At 68.8% G+C, this 23,528-nt stretch carries 20 protein-coding genes; 7 read left to right on the forward strand and 13 right to left on the reverse strand.

Translation table 11 applies throughout. The features are described from left to right. Positions 1-97: 97 nt before the first annotated feature. The 3 genes from IEX49_RS02840 to IEX49_RS02850 all read right to left on the reverse strand — a co-directional run bounded on the left by IEX49_RS02840 (position 98) and on the right by IEX49_RS02850 (position 3,910). A complete protein-coding gene (locus tag IEX49_RS02840; protein ID WP_188803912.1) occupies positions 98-1,228 on the reverse strand; it encodes a BMP family lipoprotein in 1,131 nt (376 codons plus the stop codon). Positions 1,229-1,447: 219 nt separating this feature from the next. Beyond that, the gene (locus IEX49_RS02845; RefSeq protein WP_188803914.1) at positions 1,448-2,722 is read right to left on the reverse strand and encodes an amidohydrolase; all 1,275 of its coding nucleotides are present in this window, start codon (positions 2,720-2,722) and stop codon (positions 1,448-1,450) included. A 30-nt stretch (positions 2,723-2,752) separates the two neighbouring features. Then, positions 2,753-3,910, reverse strand: a complete 1,158-nt coding sequence (locus tag IEX49_RS02850) for a mannose-1-phosphate guanylyltransferase (protein ID WP_373286660.1) — start codon at positions 3,908-3,910, stop codon at positions 2,753-2,755. 209 nt (positions 3,911-4,119) lie between these two features. On the opposite strand from IEX49_RS02850, the gene sdhC reads away from it, so the two are divergent. From sdhC to IEX49_RS02870, 4 genes are all read left to right on the forward strand, one after another. Continuing rightward, positions 4,120-4,527 (forward strand): succinate dehydrogenase, cytochrome b556 subunit, encoded by a 408-nt coding sequence (gene sdhC, locus IEX49_RS02855; RefSeq protein ID WP_188803915.1) that lies wholly within the window; start codon positions 4,120-4,122, stop codon positions 4,525-4,527. Positions 4,528-4,530: 3 nt separating this feature from the next. Further along, on the forward strand, positions 4,531-5,016 hold the full coding sequence (locus IEX49_RS02860; protein ID WP_188803917.1) for a succinate dehydrogenase hydrophobic membrane anchor subunit: 486 nt from the start codon (positions 4,531-4,533) through the stop codon (positions 5,014-5,016). 66 nt (positions 5,017-5,082) lie between these two features. Continuing rightward, positions 5,083-6,870 carry a succinate dehydrogenase flavoprotein subunit gene (gene sdhA, locus IEX49_RS02865; protein WP_188803918.1) on the forward strand — a complete coding sequence of 596 codons (1,788 nt, stop codon included), beginning with the start codon at positions 5,083-5,085 and terminating at the stop codon, positions 6,868-6,870. Then, positions 6,870-7,661, forward strand: a complete 792-nt coding sequence (locus tag IEX49_RS02870) for a succinate dehydrogenase iron-sulfur subunit (RefSeq protein ID WP_188803920.1) — start codon at positions 6,870-6,872, stop codon at positions 7,659-7,661. Before sdhA ends, IEX49_RS02870 begins: the two co-directional genes overlap by 1 nt. A gap of 259 nt (positions 7,662-7,920) precedes the next feature. On the opposite strand, the gene IEX49_RS02875 is transcribed toward IEX49_RS02870, so the two are convergent. The 6 genes from IEX49_RS02875 to IEX49_RS02900 all read right to left on the reverse strand — a co-directional run bounded on the left by IEX49_RS02875 (position 7,921) and on the right by IEX49_RS02900 (position 13,635). Continuing rightward, positions 7,921-8,592: a hypothetical protein gene (locus IEX49_RS02875; protein ID WP_188803922.1), complete on the reverse strand. Its 672-nt coding sequence runs from the start codon at positions 8,590-8,592 to the stop codon at positions 7,921-7,923. Positions 8,593-8,635: 43 nt separating this feature from the next. After that, a complete protein-coding gene (locus tag IEX49_RS02880; RefSeq protein WP_188803924.1) occupies positions 8,636-9,919 on the reverse strand; it encodes an ABC transporter permease in 1,284 nt (427 codons plus the stop codon). After that, entirely contained in the window at positions 9,916-10,767 is an 852-nt protein-coding gene (locus tag IEX49_RS02885; protein ID WP_188803925.1) for an ABC transporter ATP-binding protein, read from the reverse strand. The genes IEX49_RS02880 and IEX49_RS02885 overlap by 4 nt, the downstream gene beginning before the upstream one ends. Before the next feature lie 157 nt (positions 10,768-10,924). Continuing rightward, on the reverse strand, positions 10,925-12,004 hold the full coding sequence (gene trpS / locus IEX49_RS02890) for a tryptophan--tRNA ligase (RefSeq protein ID WP_188803927.1): 1,080 nt from the start codon (positions 12,002-12,004) through the stop codon (positions 10,925-10,927). Between the two features lie 10 nt (positions 12,005-12,014). Further along, complete coding sequence (locus IEX49_RS02895; RefSeq protein ID WP_229672176.1) at positions 12,015-12,863, reverse strand: exodeoxyribonuclease III; 849 nt, start codon at positions 12,861-12,863, stop codon at positions 12,015-12,017. A gap of 154 nt (positions 12,864-13,017) precedes the next feature. Then, a complete protein-coding gene (locus IEX49_RS02900) occupies positions 13,018-13,635 on the reverse strand; it encodes a hypothetical protein (protein WP_188803930.1) in 618 nt (205 codons plus the stop codon). A gap of 77 nt (positions 13,636-13,712) precedes the next feature. Between IEX49_RS02900 and IEX49_RS02905 the strand changes: the two genes are divergently transcribed. Together IEX49_RS02905 and IEX49_RS02910 are read left to right on the forward strand one after the other, a co-directional pair. Continuing rightward, positions 13,713-15,044 carry an MFS transporter gene (locus IEX49_RS02905; RefSeq protein WP_188803932.1) on the forward strand — a complete coding sequence of 444 codons (1,332 nt, stop codon included), beginning with the start codon at positions 13,713-13,715 and terminating at the stop codon, positions 15,042-15,044. After that, positions 15,041-16,573 carry an MFS transporter gene (locus IEX49_RS02910; RefSeq protein ID WP_188803934.1) on the forward strand — a complete coding sequence of 511 codons (1,533 nt, stop codon included), beginning with the start codon at positions 15,041-15,043 and terminating at the stop codon, positions 16,571-16,573. The genes IEX49_RS02905 and IEX49_RS02910 overlap by 4 nt, the downstream gene beginning before the upstream one ends. A gap of 15 nt (positions 16,574-16,588) precedes the next feature. Here the strand turns inward: IEX49_RS02910 and IEX49_RS02915 are convergent, their stop codons facing one another. The 4 genes from IEX49_RS02915 to glyA form a co-directional block, all read right to left on the reverse strand. Continuing rightward, positions 16,589-18,466 carry an ABC transporter permease gene (locus IEX49_RS02915; protein ID WP_229672110.1) on the reverse strand — a complete coding sequence of 626 codons (1,878 nt, stop codon included), beginning with the start codon at positions 18,464-18,466 and terminating at the stop codon, positions 16,589-16,591. Continuing rightward, positions 18,459-19,433, reverse strand: coding sequence for an ABC transporter ATP-binding protein (locus tag IEX49_RS02920; RefSeq protein WP_373286670.1), 975 nt, complete (start codon positions 19,431-19,433; stop codon positions 18,459-18,461). The genes IEX49_RS02915 and IEX49_RS02920 overlap by 8 nt, the downstream gene beginning before the upstream one ends. 187 nt (positions 19,434-19,620) lie before the next feature. Further along, complete coding sequence (locus tag IEX49_RS02925) at positions 19,621-20,508, reverse strand: bifunctional methylenetetrahydrofolate dehydrogenase/methenyltetrahydrofolate cyclohydrolase (RefSeq protein ID WP_188803936.1); 888 nt, start codon at positions 20,506-20,508, stop codon at positions 19,621-19,623. A gap of 138 nt (positions 20,509-20,646) precedes the next feature. Beyond that, entirely contained in the window at positions 20,647-21,921 is a 1,275-nt protein-coding gene (glyA, locus tag IEX49_RS02930; protein WP_308421906.1) for a serine hydroxymethyltransferase, read from the reverse strand. A gap of 297 nt (positions 21,922-22,218) precedes the next feature. On the opposite strand from glyA, the gene IEX49_RS02935 reads away from it, so the two are divergent. Next, entirely contained in the window at positions 22,219-23,517 is a 1,299-nt protein-coding gene (locus tag IEX49_RS02935; protein WP_229672111.1) for a flavin-containing monooxygenase, read from the forward strand. Positions 23,518-23,528: the final 11 nt, after the last annotated feature.

Here is a 23,528-nt window from a genome sequence, read left to right on the forward strand (position 1 = left end):
GGACATCATCTCAGGGTCTTCATCTCAGGGTATTCCCGGCGGACATGACGGTGGGGCGGCCCGCAGGCCGCCCCACCATCATGGGCCACCGTGGTGATCAGACCTCGGGCGAGTAGTCCGAGTTGACCTCGATGGAGCCGTCGATGATGCCGGCCTTGATCTCCTCGAGCTCGGCCTTCATCTCATCGGAGACCTCGGCGTCGAAGTCATGGAACGGAGCCAGGGCCACGCCGCCGTTCTCCAGCGTGCCCACGTAGGGTTCACCGTCGAACTCGTCGGCCAGGTCGGCCTCGATGACGTCCTGCACGGCCTGGCCCATCAGCTTCACCACGGAGGTGAGGATGACCTCGCCCTGGTCGGTGGTCTCGTAGCCGTCGGAGTCGACCCAGATGACCTTGGCCTCCTTGCCGCCGGCATTCGCCTCGGTCACAGCATCGAGGGTGCCCAGGCCCACCGGCCCGGCCACGGGCATGATGATGTCCGCGCCCTCGTTGATGAAGTTGGTGGTGTTGGTCTTGCCGGCGGCCTGGTTCTCGAAGTCGCCGGTGAAGGAGCCGGTCTTGGCCTCGCGGTTCCAGCCCAGCACCTCGACCTCGGCGTCCTTCTGCTCGTTGTAGTACTCGACGCCGGCGGCGAAGCCGTCCATGAAGATGGTCACGGTCGGGATCTCCGCGCCGCCGTAGGTGGCGACCTTACCGGTCTCGGACGTGCCGGCGGCGAGGTAGCCGGCCATGAAGGAGCCCTGCGCCGTGTCATAGATCAGACGCTTGACGTTGTCCGGGAACTCAGGATCGGTGACGTCCACGCCCATGAAGTGGGTCTCGGGGTTGTCGTTGGCGATCGGCTTCATCGTGTCGCCGAGCAGGAACCCGACGCCGATGATCATGTCGCAGTTGGCCTGCAGCATCGACGTGATGTTCGGGGTGAAGTCGGACGGGGAGGTGGACTCCGCCTCGTTGGTGGAGATGCCGAACTCCTCCTCGGCGGCCATCAGGCCGTCGTGGGAGGACTGGTTGAAGGAGCGGTCGTCGAAGCCGCCCTGGTCGGAAACGATGCAACCGGTGTAGTCGGAGTTGTCGGTGCCCACGGCCGGGGCGTCGGACGCCGAGGCGGTTCCGTCGGCGGCCTCCTCGGGTGCGGCGCCACAGCCGGCCAGCAGCAGGCCGGACATGCCGAGCATGGCGACCGGCAGGAGTGCCTTACGAGACAGGGGGGATGCAATGCCCATGGTGATCCTTAGGTGCGAGGGTGTGGGGCTGGAGCGTGGAGATCCGGCCGCGAGCCGGTGCTGTCGGCCCAGGTCCGGACGGGTCGGGGTCGATCCGTTCCACGGATGTCCGCGCCCTTCAGACGGACAGTTACCCGGGAGTTTACCCAAAGTTGGCAAGAACCGCTTCAGAAGTGCGCTACGTTTCTGCAACGTCTGCACCGCCTGTGCCGTCGGGCCCTACTGAACGCCGGACAGGGCCCGCAGTGCCGCGGCCGTGAAGATGCGCATGCCGACGCCGATGGCGCGCTCGTCCGGCGCGTAGTCGCCCATGTGCAGGTCATAGACCGGACCGCCCGGAGTCCGGGTCCCCAAGCGCAGCATGGCCCCGGGGACCAGCTGGGTCATCCAGGCGAAGTCCTCCCCGCCCATGGACTGGGGCGTCAGCTGGATGGCCCGGGACCCGAGCTCATAGCGGGCCGCGTCCTCGATGAGGTCGGTCTCGGCCTCCGTGTTGACCACCGGCGGCACCCCGCGGATGTGTTCCAGGTGGACCTTCACCCCGAAGGGCTGGGCGATCTGCTGGACCACCTCGTCCAGCAGGTCCCCGGCCGATTCCCACACCTCGGCATCCAGGCAGCGCATGGTTCCGGCGAGGTACCCGGACCCGGGGATGGCGTTGGGCGCCGCCCCCGCGTTGATCTGGCCCCACACCACGGAGACGGCCGAGCGGACGTCGATCCGCCGGTTCAGCACCGCCGGGACCTGGACGGCGATCGTGGACAACGCGTAGACGAGGTCCTCCGTCAGGTGCGGCCGGGAGGTGTGCCCGCCGCGGCCGGACAGGCTGATCTTGATGGTGTCGGCCGCCGAGGTGATGGCGCCGATCCGCGTGCCGATCGTGCCGACGTCGAACCGGGGCTCGCAGTGTGCCGCCAGGATCCGGGGGATCCCCTCCAGGGTGCCCTGCCGGATCACGGAGAGGGAGCCACCGGGTAACCGCTCCTCGGCGGGCTGGAAGATCACGCGGATGCGGCCGTTCAGGCCCTGGCGACCCCCCAGGGAGTCGAGCTCCGGCTGGCCGAGTTCACCGGCCGTGCGCGTGACCACCCGGTGCAGGGCGAGCGCGGTGCCGACCATGACGGACGTGTGGACGTCATGGCCGCACGCATGCGCCACGCCCGGGTTCCGGGAAGCGTAGTCCAGCCCGGTCAGTTCGGAGAGGGGAAGGGCATCGATGTCCGCACGCAGGCCCAGCACGATCGGTCCCTCGCCGATGTCCACGTAGGCCCCGGTGTCGTCGAGCTTGACCGGCGAGAGCCCGGCGTCGCTCAGGGTCTGCAGGATCCGTTCCGTGGTCCGGTGTTCGTCATAGGACAGTTCCGGATGCGCGTGGATGTCCCGGCGGAACTCCACGACCGAGGGCTCGAGCCGCTGGACCAGCGGGGTCACCCGCGGCAGGCCGGGATCGTCGAGGACGGGACGGTCGCCGGTGGAACGCTGGCTGTCACTCATCCCAGTGATGCTACCGGGGCCCTGAAGGGCTCAGAGGACGTCGTCGTCGCCGTGGGCCTTGAGGGACTCGACGGCCTGCTTGACGGACTGGGCGTGCTCCGTCGTCGTGACCAGCAGGGCATCCGGGGTGTCCACGACCACGATGTCCTCGACACCGATCAGGGCGATCACCCGCGCCGTGTCCGTGACCACCACACCGGAGGCCTTGGACGAGTACACGCGCGGCGTCTCACCGATCACGGTGATCCCGGAGGCCCGCTTGGCCGGGTTCAGCCGGGCGATCGCGGCGAAATCGCCCACATCGTCCCACGTGAACCCACCCGGGATCACCGCCACGTCCCCCGCCGCAGCAGCGGGCTCAGCCACCGCGTAGTCCACCGCGGTCTTCTTCAGCCCGGGCCAGACCCGGGCCATCGTCTCCGCCTGGGCGTCCGTGCCCCAGGCCTTCGCGATCTGCACGACGCCGGCATGCAGCTCCGGCTCGTTGGCCGCCAGGTGATGCAGCATCAAGGACACCGGGGCCACGAACATGCCCGCATTCCACAGGTACTCCCCCGAGGCGACGTACTCCTGCGCCACGGCCTCGGCCGGCTTCTCCACGAACGCGGCCACGCCCTTGGCGTGAGGTGCGCCCTTCACGGCCAGGGCCTCGCCCTGCCGGATGTACCCGAATCCGGTGGCCGGATGCGTCGGCTTGATGCCGATGGTCACAATCTTGCCCGTGGTCGCGGTCGCGACCGCCTCCGCCACAGCCTCCTGAAACTCCTCCACCGGACCGATCACCTGGTCCGCGGCGAAGGAACCCATGATGGTCTCCGGATCCCGCTCGAACAGGATGGCCGCGGCCAGCCCGATCGCCGCCGCCGAGTCCTTCGGCTCCGGCTCGAGCACGGTGTCCTCGGATGCCAGATCCGGCAACTGCTCCCGCACGGCGCCTTCGTGGGCCTCACCGGTGACCACCATCACCCGGTCCCCGGCCAGCACGGCCAGGCGATCATAGGTCGCCCGGATCAGGGTCTGCCCCGAGCCGGTCAGATCATGCAGGAACTTCGGCGCGGCGGCCCGCGAGAGCGGCCACAGCCTTGTCCCCACGCCCCCGGCGGGAATCACTCCGTAGAAGCGGTCGAGTCCCGGGGTATCAGAGAGGTCCACGGCGGCGAGGCCATCCAGTTCAGGGTCAGTCGTCACACCGGACAGCATAGGTGACGGCAGTGCCGCGGCCCGGGTCCGCCCCACCTCCGTGACCCGTGCCACACCGGGAACCAGGTGGGTCAACAATAGGGAACATAACGTCAAGAAGGACTAGTCTGTCGTGGAGGAATGCACTCGCACCGGCGTTCCCTTTGTGCCCATCGGACGTGGCACAGGCGCCCTTGCAATCCCTGGGAGGTAAAACAGTGTCTACTGCGACATCAGCGCAGGCCCCGGCGAAGTCCGGCCGTGGGACCCTCTATCGCGGCAACGAAGGTCAGTGGTCGTGGGTCATCCACCGGATCACCGGCGTCGCCATCTTCTTCTTCCTGCTGGTCCACGTGCTGGACACCTCGCTGGTGAGGGTCTCGCCGGAGGCGTACAACGCGGTGCTCGGCACCTACAAGAACCCGCTGATGGCCGTCGGAGAGGTCGGCCTCGTGGCCGCCATCGTGTACCACGCCTTCAACGGCCTGCGGATCATCCTCGTCGACTTCTGGAAGGGCGGGACCAAGCACCACAAGAAGATGCTGTGGGCCGTGGTGGCCCTTTCCGTCGTCACCGTTGGCGCCTTTGCCATCCGCCACCTGATGCTTGCCCTCGGAGGTCACTGAGCCATGAGCGCCACCGTTGAATCCACGATCGCAGCCCCCCGCACGGGGCGTATCGACCCGAAGTACACCCGGGACAAGACCAAGAGCGGCAACTTCGAGATGCTGGCCTGGCTGTTCATGCGTCTGTCCGGTGTGGCCCTGGTGGTCCTGATCTTCGTCCACCTGTTCTCCAACCTCATGGTCGGGGACGGCATCAACGGCCTGGACTTCGGCTTCGTCGCCGGCAAGTGGGCCGATCCGTTCTGGCAGTTCTGGGACCTGGCCCTGCTGTGGCTGTCCATGCTGCACGGCACCAACGGCGTCCGGACCATCATCAACGACTACGCCGAGCGTGACGGCGTGCGCTTCTGGTTGAAGATGGTCCTCTATGCGGCCACCACCGTCATCATCGTGCTCGGCACCCTGGTGATCTTCACCTTCGAACCGTGCCTCGTCGGCGCCGACGGAATGCTGCTGGAGTCCACTCCCGCGTTCTGCGAGACCCTCTGACGCACTGACGCACCCCCACTGAACCACTGAATTTTCTCGAGTACTCGAGCAGAAGGAACTCAACGAATGCAGGTACACAAGTACGACGTCGTGATTGTCGGTGCCGGCGGCGCCGGCATGCGCGCGGCGATCGAATCCGGTCAGCGCGCCCGCACAGCGGTGCTGACCAAGCTCTACCCCACCCGTTCGCACACGGGCGCGGCCCAGGGCGGCATGTGTGCCGCCCTGGCCAATGTCGAAGAGGACAACTGGGAGTGGCACACCTTTGACACCGTCAAGGGCGGCGACTACCTGGTGGACCAGGATGCCGCCGAGGTCATGGCCAAGGAGGCCATCGACGCGGTGCTCGACCTGGAGAAGATGGGCCTGCCCTTCAACCGCACCCCGGAGGGACGGATCGACCAGCGTCGCTTCGGCGGCCACACGCGCGACCACGGCAAGGCCCCGGTCCGCCGCGCCTGCTATGCAGCCGACCGCACCGGCCACATGATCCTCCAGACGCTCTACCAGAACTGCGTCAAGCACGACGTCGAGTTCTACAACGAGTTCTACGTGCTCGACCTGCTGATGGTGGACGAGCCGGGCACCCGCCCGGACGGGACGCCCTTCACACAGAAGCGCGTGGCCGGCGTCGTCTCCTACGAGCTGGCCACCGGCGAACTGCACGTCTTCCAGGCCAAGTCCGTGGTCTTCGCCACCGGCGGCGCGGGCAAGGTCTTCAAGACCACCTCCAACGCCCACACCCTGACCGGTGACGGCATGGCGATCGCCTACCGCAATGGCCTGCCGCTGGAGGACATGGAGTTCATCCAGTTCCACCCGACCGGCCTGGCCGGTCTGGGCATCCTGCTGTCCGAGGCGGCCCGCGGCGAGGGCGGCATCCTGCGCAACGCGGACGGTGAGCGCTTCATGGAGCGCTACGCCCCCACGATCAAGGACCTCGCACCGCGTGACATCGTGGCCCGGTCCATGGCCGAGGAGGTCCGCCAGGGCCGCGGCTGCGGTCCGAACAAGGACTACGTCCTGCTCGACCTGACGCACCTGGAACCGGCCCACATCGACGCCAAGCTCCCGGACATCACCGAGTTCGCGCGCACCTACCTCGGTGTGGAGCCGTACACCGAGCCGGTCCCGGTCTTCCCGACCTGCCACTACGTGATGGGCGGCATCCCGACCAACATCAAGGCCGAGGTGCTGCAGGACAACGACACCGTGGTCCCGGGCCTGTACGCCGCCGGCGAGGTCGCTTGTGTCTCTGTGCACGGCTCCAACCGCCTCGGTACCAACTCGCTGCTGGACATCAACGTCTTCGGCCGCCGTGCGGGCATCTACGCCGCGGAGTACGCCGCCACCGCGGACTTCGTCGATCTGCCGGAGAACGGCGAGGCACCGACGGTCGAGCACATCGAGAACCTGCGCTCCGCCACCGGCACCGAGCGCGTGGCCGAGCTGCGGGCCCGCCTGCAGGACGTCATGGACGCGGACATGCAGGTCTTCCGCACCGACGAGTCCATCCGCCGCGCCCTAGCCGAGATCGAGTCCCTGCGCGAGCGCTACGAGAACGTCTCCGTGCAGGACAAGGGCAAGCGGTTCAACCTGGACCTCCTGGAGGGCCTGGAGCTGGGCTACCTGCTGGACATGGCCGAGGCCATGACCGTGGCCGCCCTGCACCGCAAGGAATCCCGCGGCGGCCACTACCGCGAAGACTACCCCGACCGTGACGACGCGAACTGGATGGCGCATTCCATGCTCTACCGCGACCCCGACTCCGAGATGGAGGGCGTCAAGGGCATCCGTTCCGAGACCAAGCCGGTCGTCGTCACCCGTTACCAGCCGATGGAGCGTAAGTACTGATGAGCACCACTGCAACCGAACCCGCAGAAGGACCCTCGAAGGTCGATCTCGGCGCCCAGGGCGGCGGAACCGGTGAGATCCCGAGCTTCGACGTCACCCTCAAGGTCCGCCGCTACCTGCCGGAGACGTCTGAGGACGCCTACTGGGACGAATGGACCGTCACCATGTACGGCACCGACCGCGTGCTGGACGCCCTGCACAAGGTCAAGTGGGACATCGACGGCACCCTGTCCTTCCGCCGGTCCTGCGCCCACGGCGTGTGCGGCTCCGATGCCATGCGCATCAACGGCCGCAACCGCCTGGCCTGCAAGACCCTGCTGAAGGACCTCGACCTGTCCAAGCCCATCCTGGTGGAGCCCATCAAGGGCCTGCCGGTGGAGAAGGACCTGATCGTGGACATGGATCCGTTCTTCCAGTCCTACCGGGAGATCATGCCGTTCCTGATCAACAAGGGCCCGGAGCCCACCAAGGAGCGCCTGCAGTCCGCCGAGGAGCGCGAGCGGTTCGATGACACCACCAAGTGCATCCTCTGCGCCGCCTGCACCTCGTCCTGCCCGGTGTTCTGGACCGATGGCCAGTACTTCGGTCCGGCCGCGATCGTCAACGCCCACCGCTTCATCTTCGACTCGCGCGACGATGCCGGTGACATGCGTCTGGAGATCCTCAATGACAAGGAAGGTGTGTGGCGCTGCCGCACCACCTTCAACTGTAGCGAGGCCTGCCCGCGCGGCATCCAGGTGACCAAGGCCATCGCCGAGGTCAAGCAGGCCGTGCTGGCCGGATCCTTCTGATCCTGCCAGTCGCGCCGCACCGGGGATAACCACTCCCCCACCCACGCGAAAGCCCTCCGGGATGATTCCCGGGGGGCTTTCGCGTACCCGCCGGAGTGGCCCTTCGTTCGATGTTGGAGGATCCCGACGTGGTGATCCAGGGCGACCGGGTGCTGCACCTGCGCTTTCGGGTGCGCCGTTGACCGACCTCAGCCCTTAAACGACGGTGCGGGCCATCCCCACTGAGGGGGATGGCCCGCAGAGCGCGTGGAACCGTGGGTCAGCGGCGGGAGTTCACGTAGGCGTTGCTGTCCTTGGAGAACGCGGTGACCAGCCACCAGATGTTCACGAGCAGGAACACCACGGTGATCACCAGGGTGACGATGCCCAGGCCCGGGGCCGCGGACATCATGGTCCCGATGCCGGTCAGGCCGTAGAGCGTGAACAGGGTGCCCAGGGCGGCGAAGACCGTGCCGAGGATGCGGGCCCAGTTCTTGCCCTTGCGCAAGCCGAAGTACACCAACAGGTAGACGACGACGGCGATGACCAGGGCAACCACGGCGGTGACCATGACGAATCCCATGCTCATCTCGACGATGTCCTCGAGTTCATCCCGCGGGATGCCCATGCCCGCCTGGGCGTCCAGCTGCTCTTCGAGAATGGCCTCGTTCCCGGCGGTGAGGAAGCTGACGATGGAGGAGACGACGTAGATTGCCAGGGACAGCAGGGTCAGCATCTTCAGCCGGCCCCAGCTCTTGGGCTCACCCATGGGCTGGCCGACCTCACCGGGGTTGTAGGCGCCGGTGCCGTACTTGGAACCCTGCTGATCGGGAGCGGCGTAGGGCTGCTGGGCCGGGGTCCCATAGGGCAGCGGGCCCGGCGCGGCCGGCGGCTGCTGGCCGGGTTGCTGGGAGGCTGGGTTGCCCTGAGGTTGTTGCGGGTTGTCGGTCATGTGATTCCCTCTCCTTGTGGTGGTCTGTGCTGGGATCAGTCGATTACTCGTACCGCAGGGCCTCGATCGGGTCCTTCTTCGCGGCACGGGCAGCCGGCATGGTGCCGGCCAGGAAGGCGATCGCCAGGATCAACGCGACGATCAGCAGGATGGACACCGGGTCCACGGCGTACAGGCTCAGCCCGGCCACACCGCTCAGCGGGCCGTTGACCAGCGCGGCGTTCCCGATCACACCGACGAGCACGCCGAGCCCCACGCCGATCACGGAACCCATCACGCCGAGCATGACGGCCTCGGTGGAGAAGAGCCCGAAGACCTTCCCGCGGCCCATGCCCAGGGCCTTCATCAGGCCGATCTCCCGCGTCCGCTCCTGGACGGACATCAGCAGGGTGTTCACGATGCCGAAGCTGGCGGCCAGCAGGGCGATCAGCGCGAAGCCGTTGAGGACCCAGGTGACCGTGTCAATGATCCCGGTGAGGACGCCCAGCTGGTCCTCCAGCGTCAGGCCCATCAGACCCTCGTCGCTCAGGGCCTGCTTGATGGCCGTCTCATTGGCCTCGAGGTTCTCCACGGTGGCCACGGCCTGCACGTAGTTCTTCGGCTGCTCCACGTCCAGCCCGGAGGTCTGCACGTCGTTCAGCTCCTCGTTCAGGGCGCTGGACGGCATGGGGCTGCCGCCGACTCCGGAGATGGCCTGCTGGGAGACACCGACGATCTCAGCCTCGACCGTCTGCTCCTGCTGGGCCATGTCCTTGAGCCCGATTGTGACGGTCTCGCCGAGGACCTCGTTCGGGTCCTCGGTGCCGAAGGCCGAGAGCCAGGTCTCGGGAACCGTGAGCTCCATGGCCTGTGGGTCTGGTGTGGTCCCGGCTTCCATCTCCATGCCGGCGGCGTCCGAGGGGAAGCCCAGGGACTGCAGCACGAACTGGTCCCCGTCCGCCGTCCCCAGGTAGTCGGCGGTGACGAAGACGATGGGTTCCACGTCGGTGATGCCGTCGATGCCCTCGATCGTGGCGATGTCATCCTCGGTCAGCATCTGCATGCCGAACTCGCCGGTGGCAGCGGCCTCCTCGGGGTCGTACTCCTGGGGTTCGCCGTTGGTCGGCATCTGCTGGGACGGGTCCATCCCCGGCATGACATAGATCTGGTTGGTCTGGCCGAATCCGGCGACCATGGAGTCGACGTACTTGTTGATGCCGGCGCCCAGGCCCGAGGTGAGGGTCAGGGTGAAGGCACCGATGACGATCGCGATGACCGTCAGGAAGGTCCTGGTCTTGGACCGCATGGTGTTGCCCAGCGCGGTCCGGACGACGTCTACGTTCCTCATGCCTGGCCCTCCCCGGTCTCGGTGCCGGTCCCGGCGTCCCGACCGGTGGCCGGCTGCCCGTCCAGCGGCGCGGGCGCGGCGTGCTTGCCGTGTCCGCCCACCTGGCGGGAGCCCTCACGGGAGGCCTGCCCGACGCCGGCCCCGGCGGCCTTGGCCGTCTCGCCCCGGTCGTCGACGACGATGAGACCGTCCTGCATCAGCAGGCGGCGATCGCAGCGGGAGGCCAGGTCGTCGTCGTGCGTGACGACGACCAAGGTGATGCCGCGGTCGCGGTGCAGCCCGAAGAGGATGTCCTCCACGACCTCGCCGGTCGCGGTGTCCAGGTTGCCGGTCGGCTCATCGGCGAACAGCACGGTCGGCTGATTGATGAGGGCGCGGGCGATGCAGACGCGCTGCTTCTGTCCACCCGAGAGGTCATTGGCCTTGTTCTTGGCCTTGTCCGCCATCTCCAGCTGCTCCAGGACCTCCATGCCGCGGCGCTTGCGCTCGGAGGCAGAGACTCCGGCGATTTTCAGCGGCAGGATGACGTTCTCCAGCACCGTCTGGTTGGCGTTGAGGAAGAACTGCTGGAACACGAAGCCGAAGGTGTCATTGCGCAGGGCGGAGACCTGGGCCGGCTTCAGTTGGCTGACGGGGCGGCCGTCCATGGCGACCACACCGGAGGTCGGCTCATCGAGCAGCGCCAGCAGGTGCATCAGGGTGGACTTGCCGGAGCCCGACTTACCGACGATCGCCACCGATTCGCCCTCGTGGATTTCGAAGGTCAGGCCTTTGAGGGCGTCGAAGCGCGATTGGCCCCGACCGTAGACCTTGACCAGGTTCTCAGTCTCGAGAACGGGTGCTGACATGGGGGACCTTTCGTGATGACTGTCGTCGCGGTGGGTTTCCACGCCAGTATGTCAGGTCCTTCCCGCCCGGGCGGTGCCGCAACGGGCGCTCGACCGAACTGATGACACGTGTCACGGGTGCCCGTGACACGTCTCAGCACGCGACCGGCACGCGTCTTCAGCGACTGGGCGGCTGGAAGCCCATCTTCGCGTACACGTCGGCCAGCACCGGCCCCGCCACTTCGCGGGCCTTGAGGGCTCCCTGGGACAGCAGTCGATCCAGCTCGGCCGGATCGTCCAGCAGCTCGAGGGCGCGGGTTCGGATCGGTGCCAGCCGCTCGACGACGACCTCGGCCAGGTCCACCTTGAGGTGCCCGTACATCTTGCCGACATAGGCCTCCTCGAGCTCCGGGATCGTCCGCTCGCTGAAGGCGGCGAAGATCGAGAGCAGGTTGGAGACCCCGGGCTTGGCCTCGCGGTCGAAACGGACCTCGGTGCCGTCGTCCGTCACGGCGGACTTGATGCGCTTGGCGATGACCTTGGGATCGTCGAGGAGGTTGATCAGTCCGTTCGGGGACTCGGCCGACTTGGACATCTTGGACGTCGGGTTCTGCAGATCGTAGATGCGGGCCCCGTTCTCCGGGTAGAACCCGGTGGGCACCACGAAGGTCTCGCCAAAGCGGGCGTTGAACCGCTGGGCGAGGTCCCGGGTCAGCTCCACGTGCTGGCGCTGGTCATCGCCCACGGGCACGCCATGCGGCTGGTACAGCAGGATGTCCGCGGCCATCAGCATGGGATAGGCCAGGAGCCCGACGCCGGCCGCCTCCGCGCCCTGCCGCGCCGCCTTGTCCTTGAATTGCGTCATCCGCTGGGCCTCGCCCATCCCGGTCATGCACATCAGGACCCACGCGAGCTGGGCGTGCTCGGGCACCTGGGACTGCACGAACAGGGTGGAGCGCTCCGGGTCGATGCCCCCGGCGATGAATTGGGCGGCCGCCACGCGGGTGCGCTTCACCATGGCCTCCGGGTCCTGGGGCACCGTGATGGCGTGCAGGTCCGGGATGAAGAAGTAGGCGTCGAAGTCGTCCTGGACCGTGACCCAGTTGACGAGCGCCCCGAGGTAGTTGCCCAGGTGCAGCGAGTCCGCGGAGGGCTGCATGCCGGACAGCACGCGGTGGCGGGTGCCGGCGCCGGGCAGGTGGGCCGTCTTCGCGGTGTCCTGGGCCAGGACATCAGCCGGCGTGGATATTGCGGTCATCGGGTGATCCTCAGAACTGGTAGTCGACCACGAGGGGCGCATGGTCGGAGAAGCGGGTGTCGTAGCTCGGGGCACGGTCCACCACGGCGGCCGTGGCCTTGGCGGCCAGCTCCGGGGTGGCGGCCTGGTAGTCGATCCGCCAGCCCGTGTCATTGTCGAAGGCCTGGCCGCGCTGGGACCACCACGTGTACGGTCCGTCCACGTCTCCCGCCAGCTCACGGTGCACGTCCACGAAGCCGATCTCCTCACCGAAGAACCGGTCGAAATAGGCACGCTCCTCCGGCAGGAAGCCGGCCTTCTTGGTGTTGCCCTTCCAGTTCTTGATGTCCCGGGTGGTGTGACCCACGTTGAGGTCTCCGGTGACCACGGCATAGTCCTTGGTGGCCTTGAGCTCGGGCAGGTACCGGATCATCTCGTCAAGGAACCGGTACTTGTCCACCTGCTTGGGGGTGTCGACGACCCCGGAGTGGACGTAGGCGGAGACCACGGTGAGGATCTTGCCGTCCGGAGCCACCAGGTCGGTCTCGATCCACCGACCGGAGTCATCGAAGTACGGGTCCCCGATGCCCACCCGGGCCTCCTGCGGTTCCAGCAGGGTGGCGATCGCGACGCCGGCCCGGCCCTTGGCGGCGGCGGCAGTCTCCACCACGTGCCAGTCCTGACCGGTGATCTCCTCGAGGAGGTTCTCCACGATCTCCTTCGGCGCGCGGACCTCCTGCAGGGTCAGGATGTCGATGCCGCGTCCGGCGAACCAGACGCCCATGCCCTTGCGGTGGGCGGCGCGGATGCCGTTGACGTTCACGGTCGCCAGTCGCAGGGCGCCCTCCGCCTTGGGGGCGTTCGCGTTCGCGTGGACCACGGGTGCGGGCTGGTTCTCGGTCTGACGGTCGGGCTGGGGTGCGGTATCGGCAGAAGTCACGCGTTCCAGCCTATCGCCGATCCGCCCCGCAGGGGTTTCTGCGGCAGAGCAGCTTCTGCTGCAGGCAGGACGCGTTGGACGAGTCAGGGGGAGATCAGTTGATGACTTCCCCGGTGATCGGCCCCTCGGTCCCCGCTGCCTTCGCTGTCCCAGGCTTGCCTTCATCGCCCGAAGGCGCGGAGGACTCCTTGATCATCTCCCGGGCGTTGGCGGAGGTGATATAGATCGTCTCCAGGGCGCGCGCGATCATGTCCGTGTCCGACTCGGCACCCTTGGACAACTCCTCGGTGACCACGCGGGTCTGCACCTGGACGATCTTGAAGGAGTGGTCCAGCTTGGTGTCCCGCATCGGGTCGGACGCGCCGCCGTCAGAGGCTCGGGCTGGGCCGGAGGTGGGGGCGGGCGGGGTGTCCACCGCCCCGACGCGCGGAGCGAGGGAGGCGGAGAGGTCCTTCATCCGGCGGTCCACCGATCGCGCACCGCGGCGCACGCCGAGGACCACCAGGGCGGCCAGCGCGAGCCAGCCGGCGGAGATGACCACCAGCAGCCATCCGATCACGTCATTCTGATTGGCGGCGAAGAGCAGCGCCACGAGCAGCACGACCACCATGACGGCGAACGTGATGCCACTGCCCTTCGATCCCCAGCCCCTGCCCTTGGCGGCACCGGGACGGCCGGGCTGACGGTCGGTTCCACTCTCCACTGCATCCATGGGGTCGATTATCCCGCATGTGACGGCGCGTGGTGTCCCGGCGGGCTTCTGATCGCCACCGGCTTACTCTGGATCTCATGTCCCAGTCGCCGCGCCGCCTCGCCAACGGGGGCCCTCCCTCGTCTCGGGGCGGGCCCTCCATCCCTGGCGGGCTCTGGAACCGGGGCTTCGTCCTCGCCTGCCTGGCGAACATCATGATGTTCTTCAACGTGCACTTCCTGCTGTCCACCGTGGCGGCCTACACGGTGGCCCGATTCGCGGTGGGCGACTCCGTCGGGGGTGCCGTGGCGTCCGTCTTCATCGTGGGCACCCTCATCTCCCGGCTGCTGGCCGGCCCCCTGATCGAGCGCTTCGGCTCCCGCCCCCTGTTGCTGGTGGGATTCATCGCCTTCATCGTGGCTCCCCTGCTCTACTGGGCCTCCGGTGCGGTCTGGGCGCTGTTGCTCGTGCGCGCCGTGCACGGGCTGACCTTCGGGTTCTCCTCCTCCGTCATCGCCGCGGCCGCCGTGAACCGGGTTCCCGGGACCCGGATGTCCGAGGGCACCAGCCACTACTCGTCCTCCACGCTGATCGGCGTGGCCGCCGGACCGATGGTGGGCCTGGCCCTGGGCGGCACGGGCTTCGGCACCGTGGCCGTCATCGCCTCGGCCGTCTCCCTGGCCGGTCTCGTCATCGCCCTGTTCATGGACGTGCGCCCCCGGGAGTCGGAGCCTGCCCTCCAGGCGCCCGAGGCTCCCGGGGTTCCGGCGGTGGTGGAGGCCGATGGTGCCGCCGCGGTGGTGACTGAGGAGGCCGCCGAGTCAGCCAGCGCTCCTCCCGAGACCGCCCGACCGTGGTGGGCCCGCTACGTGGAGCCCGGCGCGGTCCCGACCGCCGCCATCGGGGCCCTGTACTCGCTGGGTTACGCGGGCATCGTGACCTTCCTGGCCACCTTGGTCTCGGAACGCGACTTCGGCACCGTGGCGAGCCTGTTCTTCGCGGTCTACGCCGTCACCGTCCTGGTCTCCAGGCTCTTCACGGGGCGACTGATGGACCGCAAGGGCGCCAACATCGTGATGCTGCCGGCGTTCCTGCTCTTCGCGGCCGGGTTGGCGACCATCGCCGTGGCCGGCACCGTGGTGGCCCTCATGGCCGCGGCGGTCCTGGTGGGCCTCGGCTACGGTCAGCTGCAGTCCGCTGGACAGGTCATCTGCGTGACCCAGGTGCCCCGCGAGCGGGCCGGTATGGGCGCCTCCACGTACTTCCTGGGGATCGACGCCGGCATGGGCCTGGGCCCGCTGCTCGCCGGGGCGTTGGTCCAGTGGTGGGGCACCGTCGGCCTGTACTGGGTCCTGGCCGGGTTCCTGGTGGCTCTGGTCCCGGTCTACTGGCTGGTCCAGGGACGCCACCTTCAACGGGGGCGGTCATGACGGCACAGCACCCCGCGCCGCGCCCGGCCCAGCCCTCCGGCGGGAACAAGATCCTCGTGGTGCTCCTGGTGCCCCTGTTCATGTCCCTCATGAGCGTCAGCGTGGTCAACGTGGCCCTGCCGGCGATCGAGGGCGGCCTGAATGCCAGCTCCGCCGATCTCCAATGGGTCCTGGCCGGCTACGCCCTGTCCTTCGGCGTGGTCCTCGTGGCGGCGGGCCGAGCCGGCGACCTCTGGGGGCGCAAGCCGATCTTCATTGCCGGCATCCTGCTGTTCACCGTGGGATCACTGGCCTCCGGCCTGGCCGTGGACCCCCTCATGCTCAACCTGTCCCGCGTGGTGACGGGCCTGGGGTCCGGACTGCTCAATCCCCAGATCATCGGCATCATCCAGAACGTCTTCCACGGCCGGGCCCGCGGCCGCGCCTACGGACTGTTCGGCACCGTGGTGGGGTTGGGCGTGGCCATCGGGCCGACCCTGGGCGGAGTGATCCTCGGCGCCCTCGGACCCGAGTGGGGATGGCGCACCACCTTCCTGATCAATGTTCCCTTCGGCGTGCTCTCCGCCGTCCTGGCCGCTGCCTGGCTCCGCCCACCGGCACGCGTCCGTTCCGAGGAGGCCCGGCGCAGCCTGGGAGCCCTGGACCCGGTCGGAGCTGTGCTCCTGGCTGCCGCCGTCGTCTGCCTGATGGTCCCGTTCATCCTGCCCGGCACGTGGCTCCTCCTGGCCGCGGCCGCGGTGCTGCTCGCGGCCTGGTGGTGGTGGGAACAGCGCATGAAGGCGCGGTTCCCGGCCACCGGACGCGCGCCCATGGTGGACCCGGCCCTGTTCCGCATCCCGTCCTTCAGCTACAGCACGGTGGCCACGGCCTTCCTGCTGGGGGCCATGCCCGGGCTGTGGGCCGTCCAGGCCATCGTGACGCAGCAGGGGCTCGGATACTCGGCCCTGGCCGCTGGGATGACCTCACTGCCCACGGCGCTGGCGGTCATGGTCCTCTCACCGTGGATCGGCAGCCATGTCCACCGCCGAGGGCCCCAGTTCGTGGTGGCGGGCGCCGTGCTGGCCCTGGGCGCGGTGGCCCTGGGCATGGTCGCGTTCCACCAGATCGCCCTCGGGGACTGGCCCTTCTGGACCCTCGCGCTCTGCCTCTTCCCCTTCGGGCCGGCCCAGGCGCTGCTGATGACCAGCTCCCAGGTCCTGACCATGCACGAGGTCCCGCCCCGTGCCGCCGGGGCCGCCGGCGGCGTCTCGCAGACGGCCCAACGCGTGTTGACCGCCACCGGGCTGGCCGCTGTCACGGGCGCGTTCTATGCGTCCCTGGCCGCGTCCGGCACCGGGGGCCGCACCGGTGACGCCACGGGGGGTGCTGGCGGTGCGGCCGCCGATGCAGCCGCCGTGGCCGTCTCCTATGGGGACGCCGCTGACACGGCTCTGCTGGTGGTCATGGGGCTCCTCGCGGTGACCCTGGTCGCAGGAGTGCTCGACTACATCCGCCGGTACCGCGGCGGCACCCTGGTCCTGGAGGACTGAGGCACTGGCGCACCGCTAGCGCAGGAACAGCGCCTTGAGCCGGTGAGAGGTGAAGACCAGCCCTCCGCAGATCATCACCGCGAAGTACAGCACGTGCACGCCCGTCCAGACGGTGAAGACACCGGCCCCCAGCTGGCGCAGCAGCTCGACGCCGTGCCACAGTGGCAGCGCCTGGATGAGCCACTGGATGTGCTCCGGATACACGGACAGCGGGAAGAACGTGGCGGAGAACAGGAACATCGGCATCAGCACCACCATGATCCAGTCCATCTGCTGGAACTTCGTCATGTAGCTGGTCACGGCCATCCCCACGGCGGCGAAGGCGAACGCGATCACCAGGGCCGCGGGCACCAGCAGCAGGGCCCACCAGCTGGTCACGAGTCCCAGCGCGGACATCACCACCAGGAACGCCACCGAGTACAGGCCGCCGCGCATCAGAGCCAGCGTGATCTCCCCCAGCGCGATGTCCACCGGCCCCAGCGAGGTGTTGAGCATGGTCTCGTAGAGCCTGGACATCTTCATCTTGAAGAACACGTTCCAGGTGGAGTCGTAGATGGCACCGTTCATGGCGGATACCGCCAGCAGCGCCGGGGCGATGTACTCCCCGTAGCTCACCGGTCCCGCCGGGCCCTCGACGTCCCCCACGAGCGCCCCCAGCCCGATCCCCAGGCTCAGCAGGTACAGCACCGGTTCCACGAACCCGGAGACGAAGATCGCCCAGTTCGAGGTCCTCAGGGCCCGCAGTCCGCGCTCCACCACCACCCGCACGCGCCCCGCGTACATTCCGGCCCCCGGACCGGTCCGCACGGTCGGTTGCGGCACCGGGGGCACCGGCTCCGGGGGCACCGGCACCGAGGGCACGACGTCGGCCGGTCGGCTTCCGGCGCCCACCGCGCCGGGTGCGGTGGTCGCGGCGGGCGCGGGCCGGCGTCGTGCCGTGGCCGGTGCCCTGACCCGGCGCACCACCGCGTCCCGGTCCGCCGACCCGGGGAGCCAGCCCAGCCGGCGGGTGTAGATCCGCCGGACGAGGACCCAGCCGAGGGCGGCGAGCACCAGCAGGTACCCCACGTGCACGGCGGTCAGCCAACCCGGGTTCTCCATCCCGTAGGACGCGATCCGGCCGAGCTGGGCGGCGTGCCACTGCGGGGAGATCCAGCCGATCCATCGCAGGCCGAGCGGAAGGACCTCCAATGGGTAGAAGGTGGCGGAGAACAGGAACAGCGGCATGATGACGAAGCGCTGCACCAGGGAGAATTGGCCGGCGTCGCGCCGCAGCGAGGCGGCGTAGGCCATGAGCGGCAGCCCCACCGCCAGTCCGCCGAGGCAGGCGGAGAGCACCTGCAGCCATCCCCAGGGGCTGGAGACCGCCCCGAAGGCGAGCATGATGAGGAAGAACAGCGTGGACTGGACCAGGTACCGCAGCAGCACGGCGGTGACGTGGCCGGCGGCGATCTGGTGCGGGGCAATCGGGCTGGCCTGCGGTCCGAAGTAGAGCCGATGCCACTTGAACCCGTCCATCACGGGATAGGTGAACTCCGTGGCGGCCGCCATCAGGGTGCCGGCGGCCAGCAGGGCCGGGGCGATGAACGCCAGGTATCCGACGCCGCCGTCCCCGCCCGCGCTGCCGACGTCGATGGAGGCGGAGACGTCACCACCGATCAGGCTCGCCAGCCCCATGCCCATGGCCAGCAGGTAGACCAGCGGCTCCCCGATGGCGGAGACGAGGATGACCCCGCCGTAGCTGCGCATGGTCTTCAGGTAGTGCTCGGCGTAGTACCAGGCACCGAACCGGCGGACCCTGGCGGCGGAGGCGGCCGGGCCCAGCGGCGCGGGCGGGGCCAGCGGCGCGGGCGGGGCCAGCGGCGCGGGCGGGGCGGGCGGGGACTCAGTCAATGAGGCTCCGCCCGGTCAGGGTGAGGAACACGTCCTCCAGCGAGGACCGGCGCACGAGCGAGGTGACCGGTTCCAGGCCCAGGCCCGTCACCGCCTCCAGCGCGGACTCGCCGTCGTGGGCGTAGACCAGCACCCGGTCCGGCAGGGACTCGATCCGGTCCACGCGGGGTAGCTCCCGCTGAAGCTGCGCGGCCACCTCGGCATTGCGGGCGGCACCGAACCGCACCTCCAGGACCTCGCGACTGGAGTGCTCCCTGATCAGGGCGGCCGGGGAGCCTTCGGCCATGATGCGGCCGTGGTCCACCACGATCAGCCGGTCGCACAGCTGCTCGGCCTCATCCATGTAGTGGGTGGTCAGCACGAGCGTGGTGCCGGTTTCCTTGAGCCGGAACAGCCGGTCCCACAGGATGTGCCGGGCCTGGGGGTCCAGCCCGGTGGTGGGCTCGTCCAGCAGCAGGATCCGCGGTTCGTTGACGAGCCCGCGGGCGATCACCAGTCGGCGCTTCATGCCCCCGGAGAGGTCGTCCACCCGCACGTCCGCCTTCTCGGTGAGCTGGGCGAACTCCAGCAGTTCGGCGGCCTTGGGCCGCAGGTAGGAGTAGGGCAGGCCAAAGTACCGGCCGTAGACGATGAGGTTGTCCCGGACGGTGAGCTCCTCGTCCAGGTTGTCCTGCTGCGGGACCACCCCGAGGTGGGCGCGGACCTCCGGGCCGTGACGCTCCGGGTCCAACCCCATGATGGTCAGGCTGCCGTCCGTGCGCTGGGAGACCCCGCCGATCATGCGCATGGTGGTGGACTTGCCCGCCCCGTTGGGGCCGAGCAGTCCGAAGGACTCCCCCGGCCTCACGGCGAAGTCGATCCCATCCACGGCCGTGACGGCGCCGTAGCGCTTCGTCAGGGTGCGGGCCTCGATGACCGGCGGTCCAGGCGCCGCGTCCGGGGCAGGCACGGCGGTCGCGGCCGACACAGCGGGATCACTGAGATCCGCATCACTTCTTTCAGGTCTCACCTGGGCGAGTGTAGTCGGGCCTCGAGCATCCCGGCAGTGTCACTGCGTTGGATTTCCGGGGCACGGCCGGGTTTTCATCACCACACGGACATTTCAGGGAGTCATACGGGGTGAAATGCCCCGCGGAGCAGAAAATCCGTTCCGGTCAGGTCCGTGCGGCGACGGCCCGCTCGGCCGCCTCCACCACGTTCGCCAGCAGCTCCACGCGGGTCATCGGTCCCACGCCGCCGGGGTTGGGCGCCATCCAGGAGGCCTTCTCGGCCACGGCCGGGTCCACGTCCCCGGTGATCCTGGCCTTGCCGTCCTCACCCTCCACGCGGGAGACGCCCACGTCCAGCACGATCACGCCCTCCTTGACGTCCTCGGGCTTGACCATGTGGGCCACGCCCGCAGCCGCGATGATGACATCCGCCCGGGCCAGCTCGGCCTGGAGGTCCTTCGTCCCGGTGTGGGCCAGGACCACGGTGGCGTTGACGTCCCGGCGGGTCAGCACCAGGCCGGCCGGACGGCCGATCGTCACGCCACGGCCGATGACCAGCACGAGCTTGCCGGCCAACTCGATCCCATAGTGCTTCAACAACTCCACACAGCCCTTCGGCGTGCACGGCAGCGGAGATGTCAGCTCGCCGCCCACGGACGCGACCAGCCGGCCCAGGTTCATCGGGTGCAGGCCATCGGCATCCTTGTCCGGGTCGATGGCCTCCAGGATCCGGTCCGTGTCGATGTGCTTCGGCAGCGGAAGCTGCACGATGTACCCGGTGCACTCGTCATTGGCATTCAGCTCCTCCACCACCGCGAGGAGTTCTTCTTCCGTGGTGGAATCGGGCAGGTCACGGCGGATGGAGGTGATCCCCACCTCGGCGCAGTCACGGTGCTTGCCGGCCACGTAGGACTGCGAACCGGGATCCGCCCCCACCAGGACGGTCCCCAACCCGGGCACCACACCCTGGCCACGGAGTACCTCGACTCGTTCGGTGAGATCCTTCTTGATGGCGGCGGCAGTGGCACGGCCATCGAGCTTCTGTGCGGTCACGGCGGTTCACGCTTCCTTGCGGGGGTCGACCAGAATGAATACCTATCACCATAGTGATTGGAGTGGCGCCTGTCACCAGGACGGCGCCACTCCGATTCACTGTGGGGTGCTACGGCTCCGGCTGGGGAGCCGAGGCGATCACCAGCCTTCGAGGCCCTCGTACAGCGGGAAGTCCTCGGCCAGCTTCTGCACGCGGGCGCGCAGGGCCGGCACGTCCGGGGACGGCTTGAGGGTCTGGGCGATGATGTCCGCGACCTCGGTGAACTCCGTGGCGCCGAAGCCGCGGGTGGCCAGCGCCGGCGTGCCGATGCGCAGCCCGGAGGTGGTCATCGGCGGGCGCGGATCGAACGGGACCGAGTTGCGGTTCACGGTGATGCCGACCTCGTGCAGCAGATCCTCGGCCTGACGACCGTCCAGTTCGGCGTGGCGCAGGTCCACGAGGATCAGGTGCACATCAGTGCCCCCGGTCAGGATGGAGACGCCATGCTCGGTCACGTCGGCGGCGGTCAGGCGCTCGGCGAGGATCTGGGCACCCTCGATGGTGCGGCGCTGGCGCTCGGCGAACTCTTCGGAGGCCGCGATCTTGAAGGCCACGGCCTTGCCGGCGATCGCGTGCATCAACGGCCCGCCCTGCTGGCCCGGGAAGACGGCGGAGTCGATCTTCTTCTTGTACTCCTCCTTGGAGAGGATGAACCCCGAGCGCGGACCGGCCAGCGTCTTGTGCGCGGTGGAGGTCACGACGTCGGCGTGCGGCACCGGGTTCGGGTGCAGCCCTGCGGCCACCAGGCCGGCGAAGTGGGCCATGTCCACCCAGAGCTTGGCTCCGACCTCATCGGCGATGGAGCGGAAGGCCTCGAAGTCGAGCTGGCGGGGGTAGGCGGACCAGCCGGCCACGATCATGGTCGGCTTGGCTTCCAGCGCCTTCTCGCGCACCTTGTCCATGTCGATCCGGTAGGTGTCCGGATCCACCTCGTAGGCGGCGATGTCATAGGTCTTGCCGGAGAAGTTGAGCTTCATGCCGTGGGTCAGGTGACCGCCGTGCGCCAGGGACAGGCCCATGAGGGTGTCACCGGGCTGCATCAGGGCGGTCATCAGGGCCACGTTGGCCTGCGCGCCGGCATGCGGCTGGACGTTGACGTGCTCCGCGCCGAACAGGGACTTGGCCCGATCGATCGCCAGGTTCTCCGCCACGTCCACGTACTCACAACCACCGTAGTAGCGGCGGCCGGGGTAGCCCTCGGCGTACTTGTTGGTCAGGACCGACCCCTGGGTCTCGAGGATCGCCCGCGGGACGAAGTTCTCGGAGGCGATCATCTCCAGAGTGTCCCGCTGGCGGCCGAGTTCCTGGCCCAGGACGGCGGCGATCTCAGGATCGACCTCGGCCAAGGGCTGGGTGTTCAGCCCGGCACCGATGGTGGTGGTAGTGGTGGCGGACTGGGAGGGCGCGGTGTTCGGCTCTGTCACGGAGGGCTCCTGCTGGCGTAGTCACGTTCGTTGGCCGCCGCCGGACCCAGGCGGGCGGTCCGGAGGCCTGCACGGTCCGGCCGCGTCTGACGACCGCCGGTGTCCGTGTTCGCCGCTTCCCGGTGGTGGTCCACCTTCGCCAGTCGCGGCCTGCGTCCCCATCGTAGCGCGGGCATCTGCACGTGTCGGCACCGTGGCGGGACACTCCATCGGAATACGCACAGCTGCCGTGGCGCTGCATTGGAGGTGAGCACCTCTCAGAGTTCCTCCGCGCCCGAGCTGCTGGCCGTCGTCGTGATCGGGGCCGGGCAGGCGGGGCTGAGCGCCGCCGGTCAACTCCTGCGCAAGGGCCTGGAGCCCTGGGTGGACTTCGTGGTCCTCGATGCCAACGACGGTCCTGGCGGGGCCTGGCGCCACCGCTGGGACTCCCTGACCTTCGACGCCGCGCACGGGATCCACGACCTGCCCGGCCTGCCGCTGGGGACCCCGGACCCGGCCGAGCCGGCCAGCCGGGTGGTGTCCCGCTACTACGGCACCTACGAGCAAGACCTCGGCCTGCCGGTGCTCCGCCCCGCCAAGGTCGAGTCGGTGGTGCACCACGTGGAGCAGGACACCCCGATCCCGGAATCCACCCCGAAGGCGGCTCCCAACGCGGCTCCGAGTGAACACGGCACCTTCACCGTCACCGCCTCGGACGGGCGCACCTGGCGGGCCCGCACGGTCATCAACGCGACCGGCACCTGGGACAGCCCGTACATCCCCTACTATCCGGGGATCGCCGAGTTCACCGGCCGTCAGCTGCACACCCGGGGATTCACCGCGGCCGAGGACTTCACGGGACAACGGGTCCTCGTGGTCGGAGGCGGCACCTCCGCCCTGCAGTTCCTCCTCCAATTGGACGCGGCCGGGGCCCACACCGTGTGGAGCACCCGCCGCGCACCGGACTGGACGGACCGCTTCTTCGACTCTTCCTGGGGCGTGAACGTGGAGACCTCCGTCTCGGCCCGCACCACCATGGGCCTGCCGCCGCTGTCCGTGGTGGCCGCCACGGGCCTGCCCGTCACGGACCAGTACCTCGCCGGCCTCGCCTCCGGGGTGCTCATCAGCCGGGGCCCGCTGCGCCGGATCACCCCCACCGGGGTGGTCCTGGACGGCCCGGGGCCCGACGGCGGCCCGGCCCCCTCCCAGGGGCCCGTCGCCGATCGACTGCTCGCCTCCGGCGGCGCAGCAGCCGGCGGGCTGCGTCACGTGCCCGCCCTGCCGGGCCGCGCCTGCACCACCCTGACGACCGAGGACCCACTGACCACCTGGGAGACCCCGGTGGACATCATCCTCTGGGCGACCGGGTTCCGCGCCTCCCTGGACCACTTGTCCCCCGTGCACATCCGCGAGCGCGGCGGCGGGGTGGTGATGGCGGCGGACGGGGTGTCCGTGGTGAAGAGCCCCGGACTCTTCCTAGTGGGCTACGGCGCCTCCGCCTCGACGATCGGCGCCACCCGGGCGGGGCGACGGGCCGCTGTGGAGGCAGTCAGGGCCGTGAAGTAATTATGAGTAAC

The sequence above is a fragment of the Citricoccus zhacaiensis genome (genome assembly GCF_014645315.1).
GTDB lineage: Bacteria > Actinomycetota > Actinomycetes > Actinomycetales > Micrococcaceae > Citricoccus > Citricoccus zhacaiensis.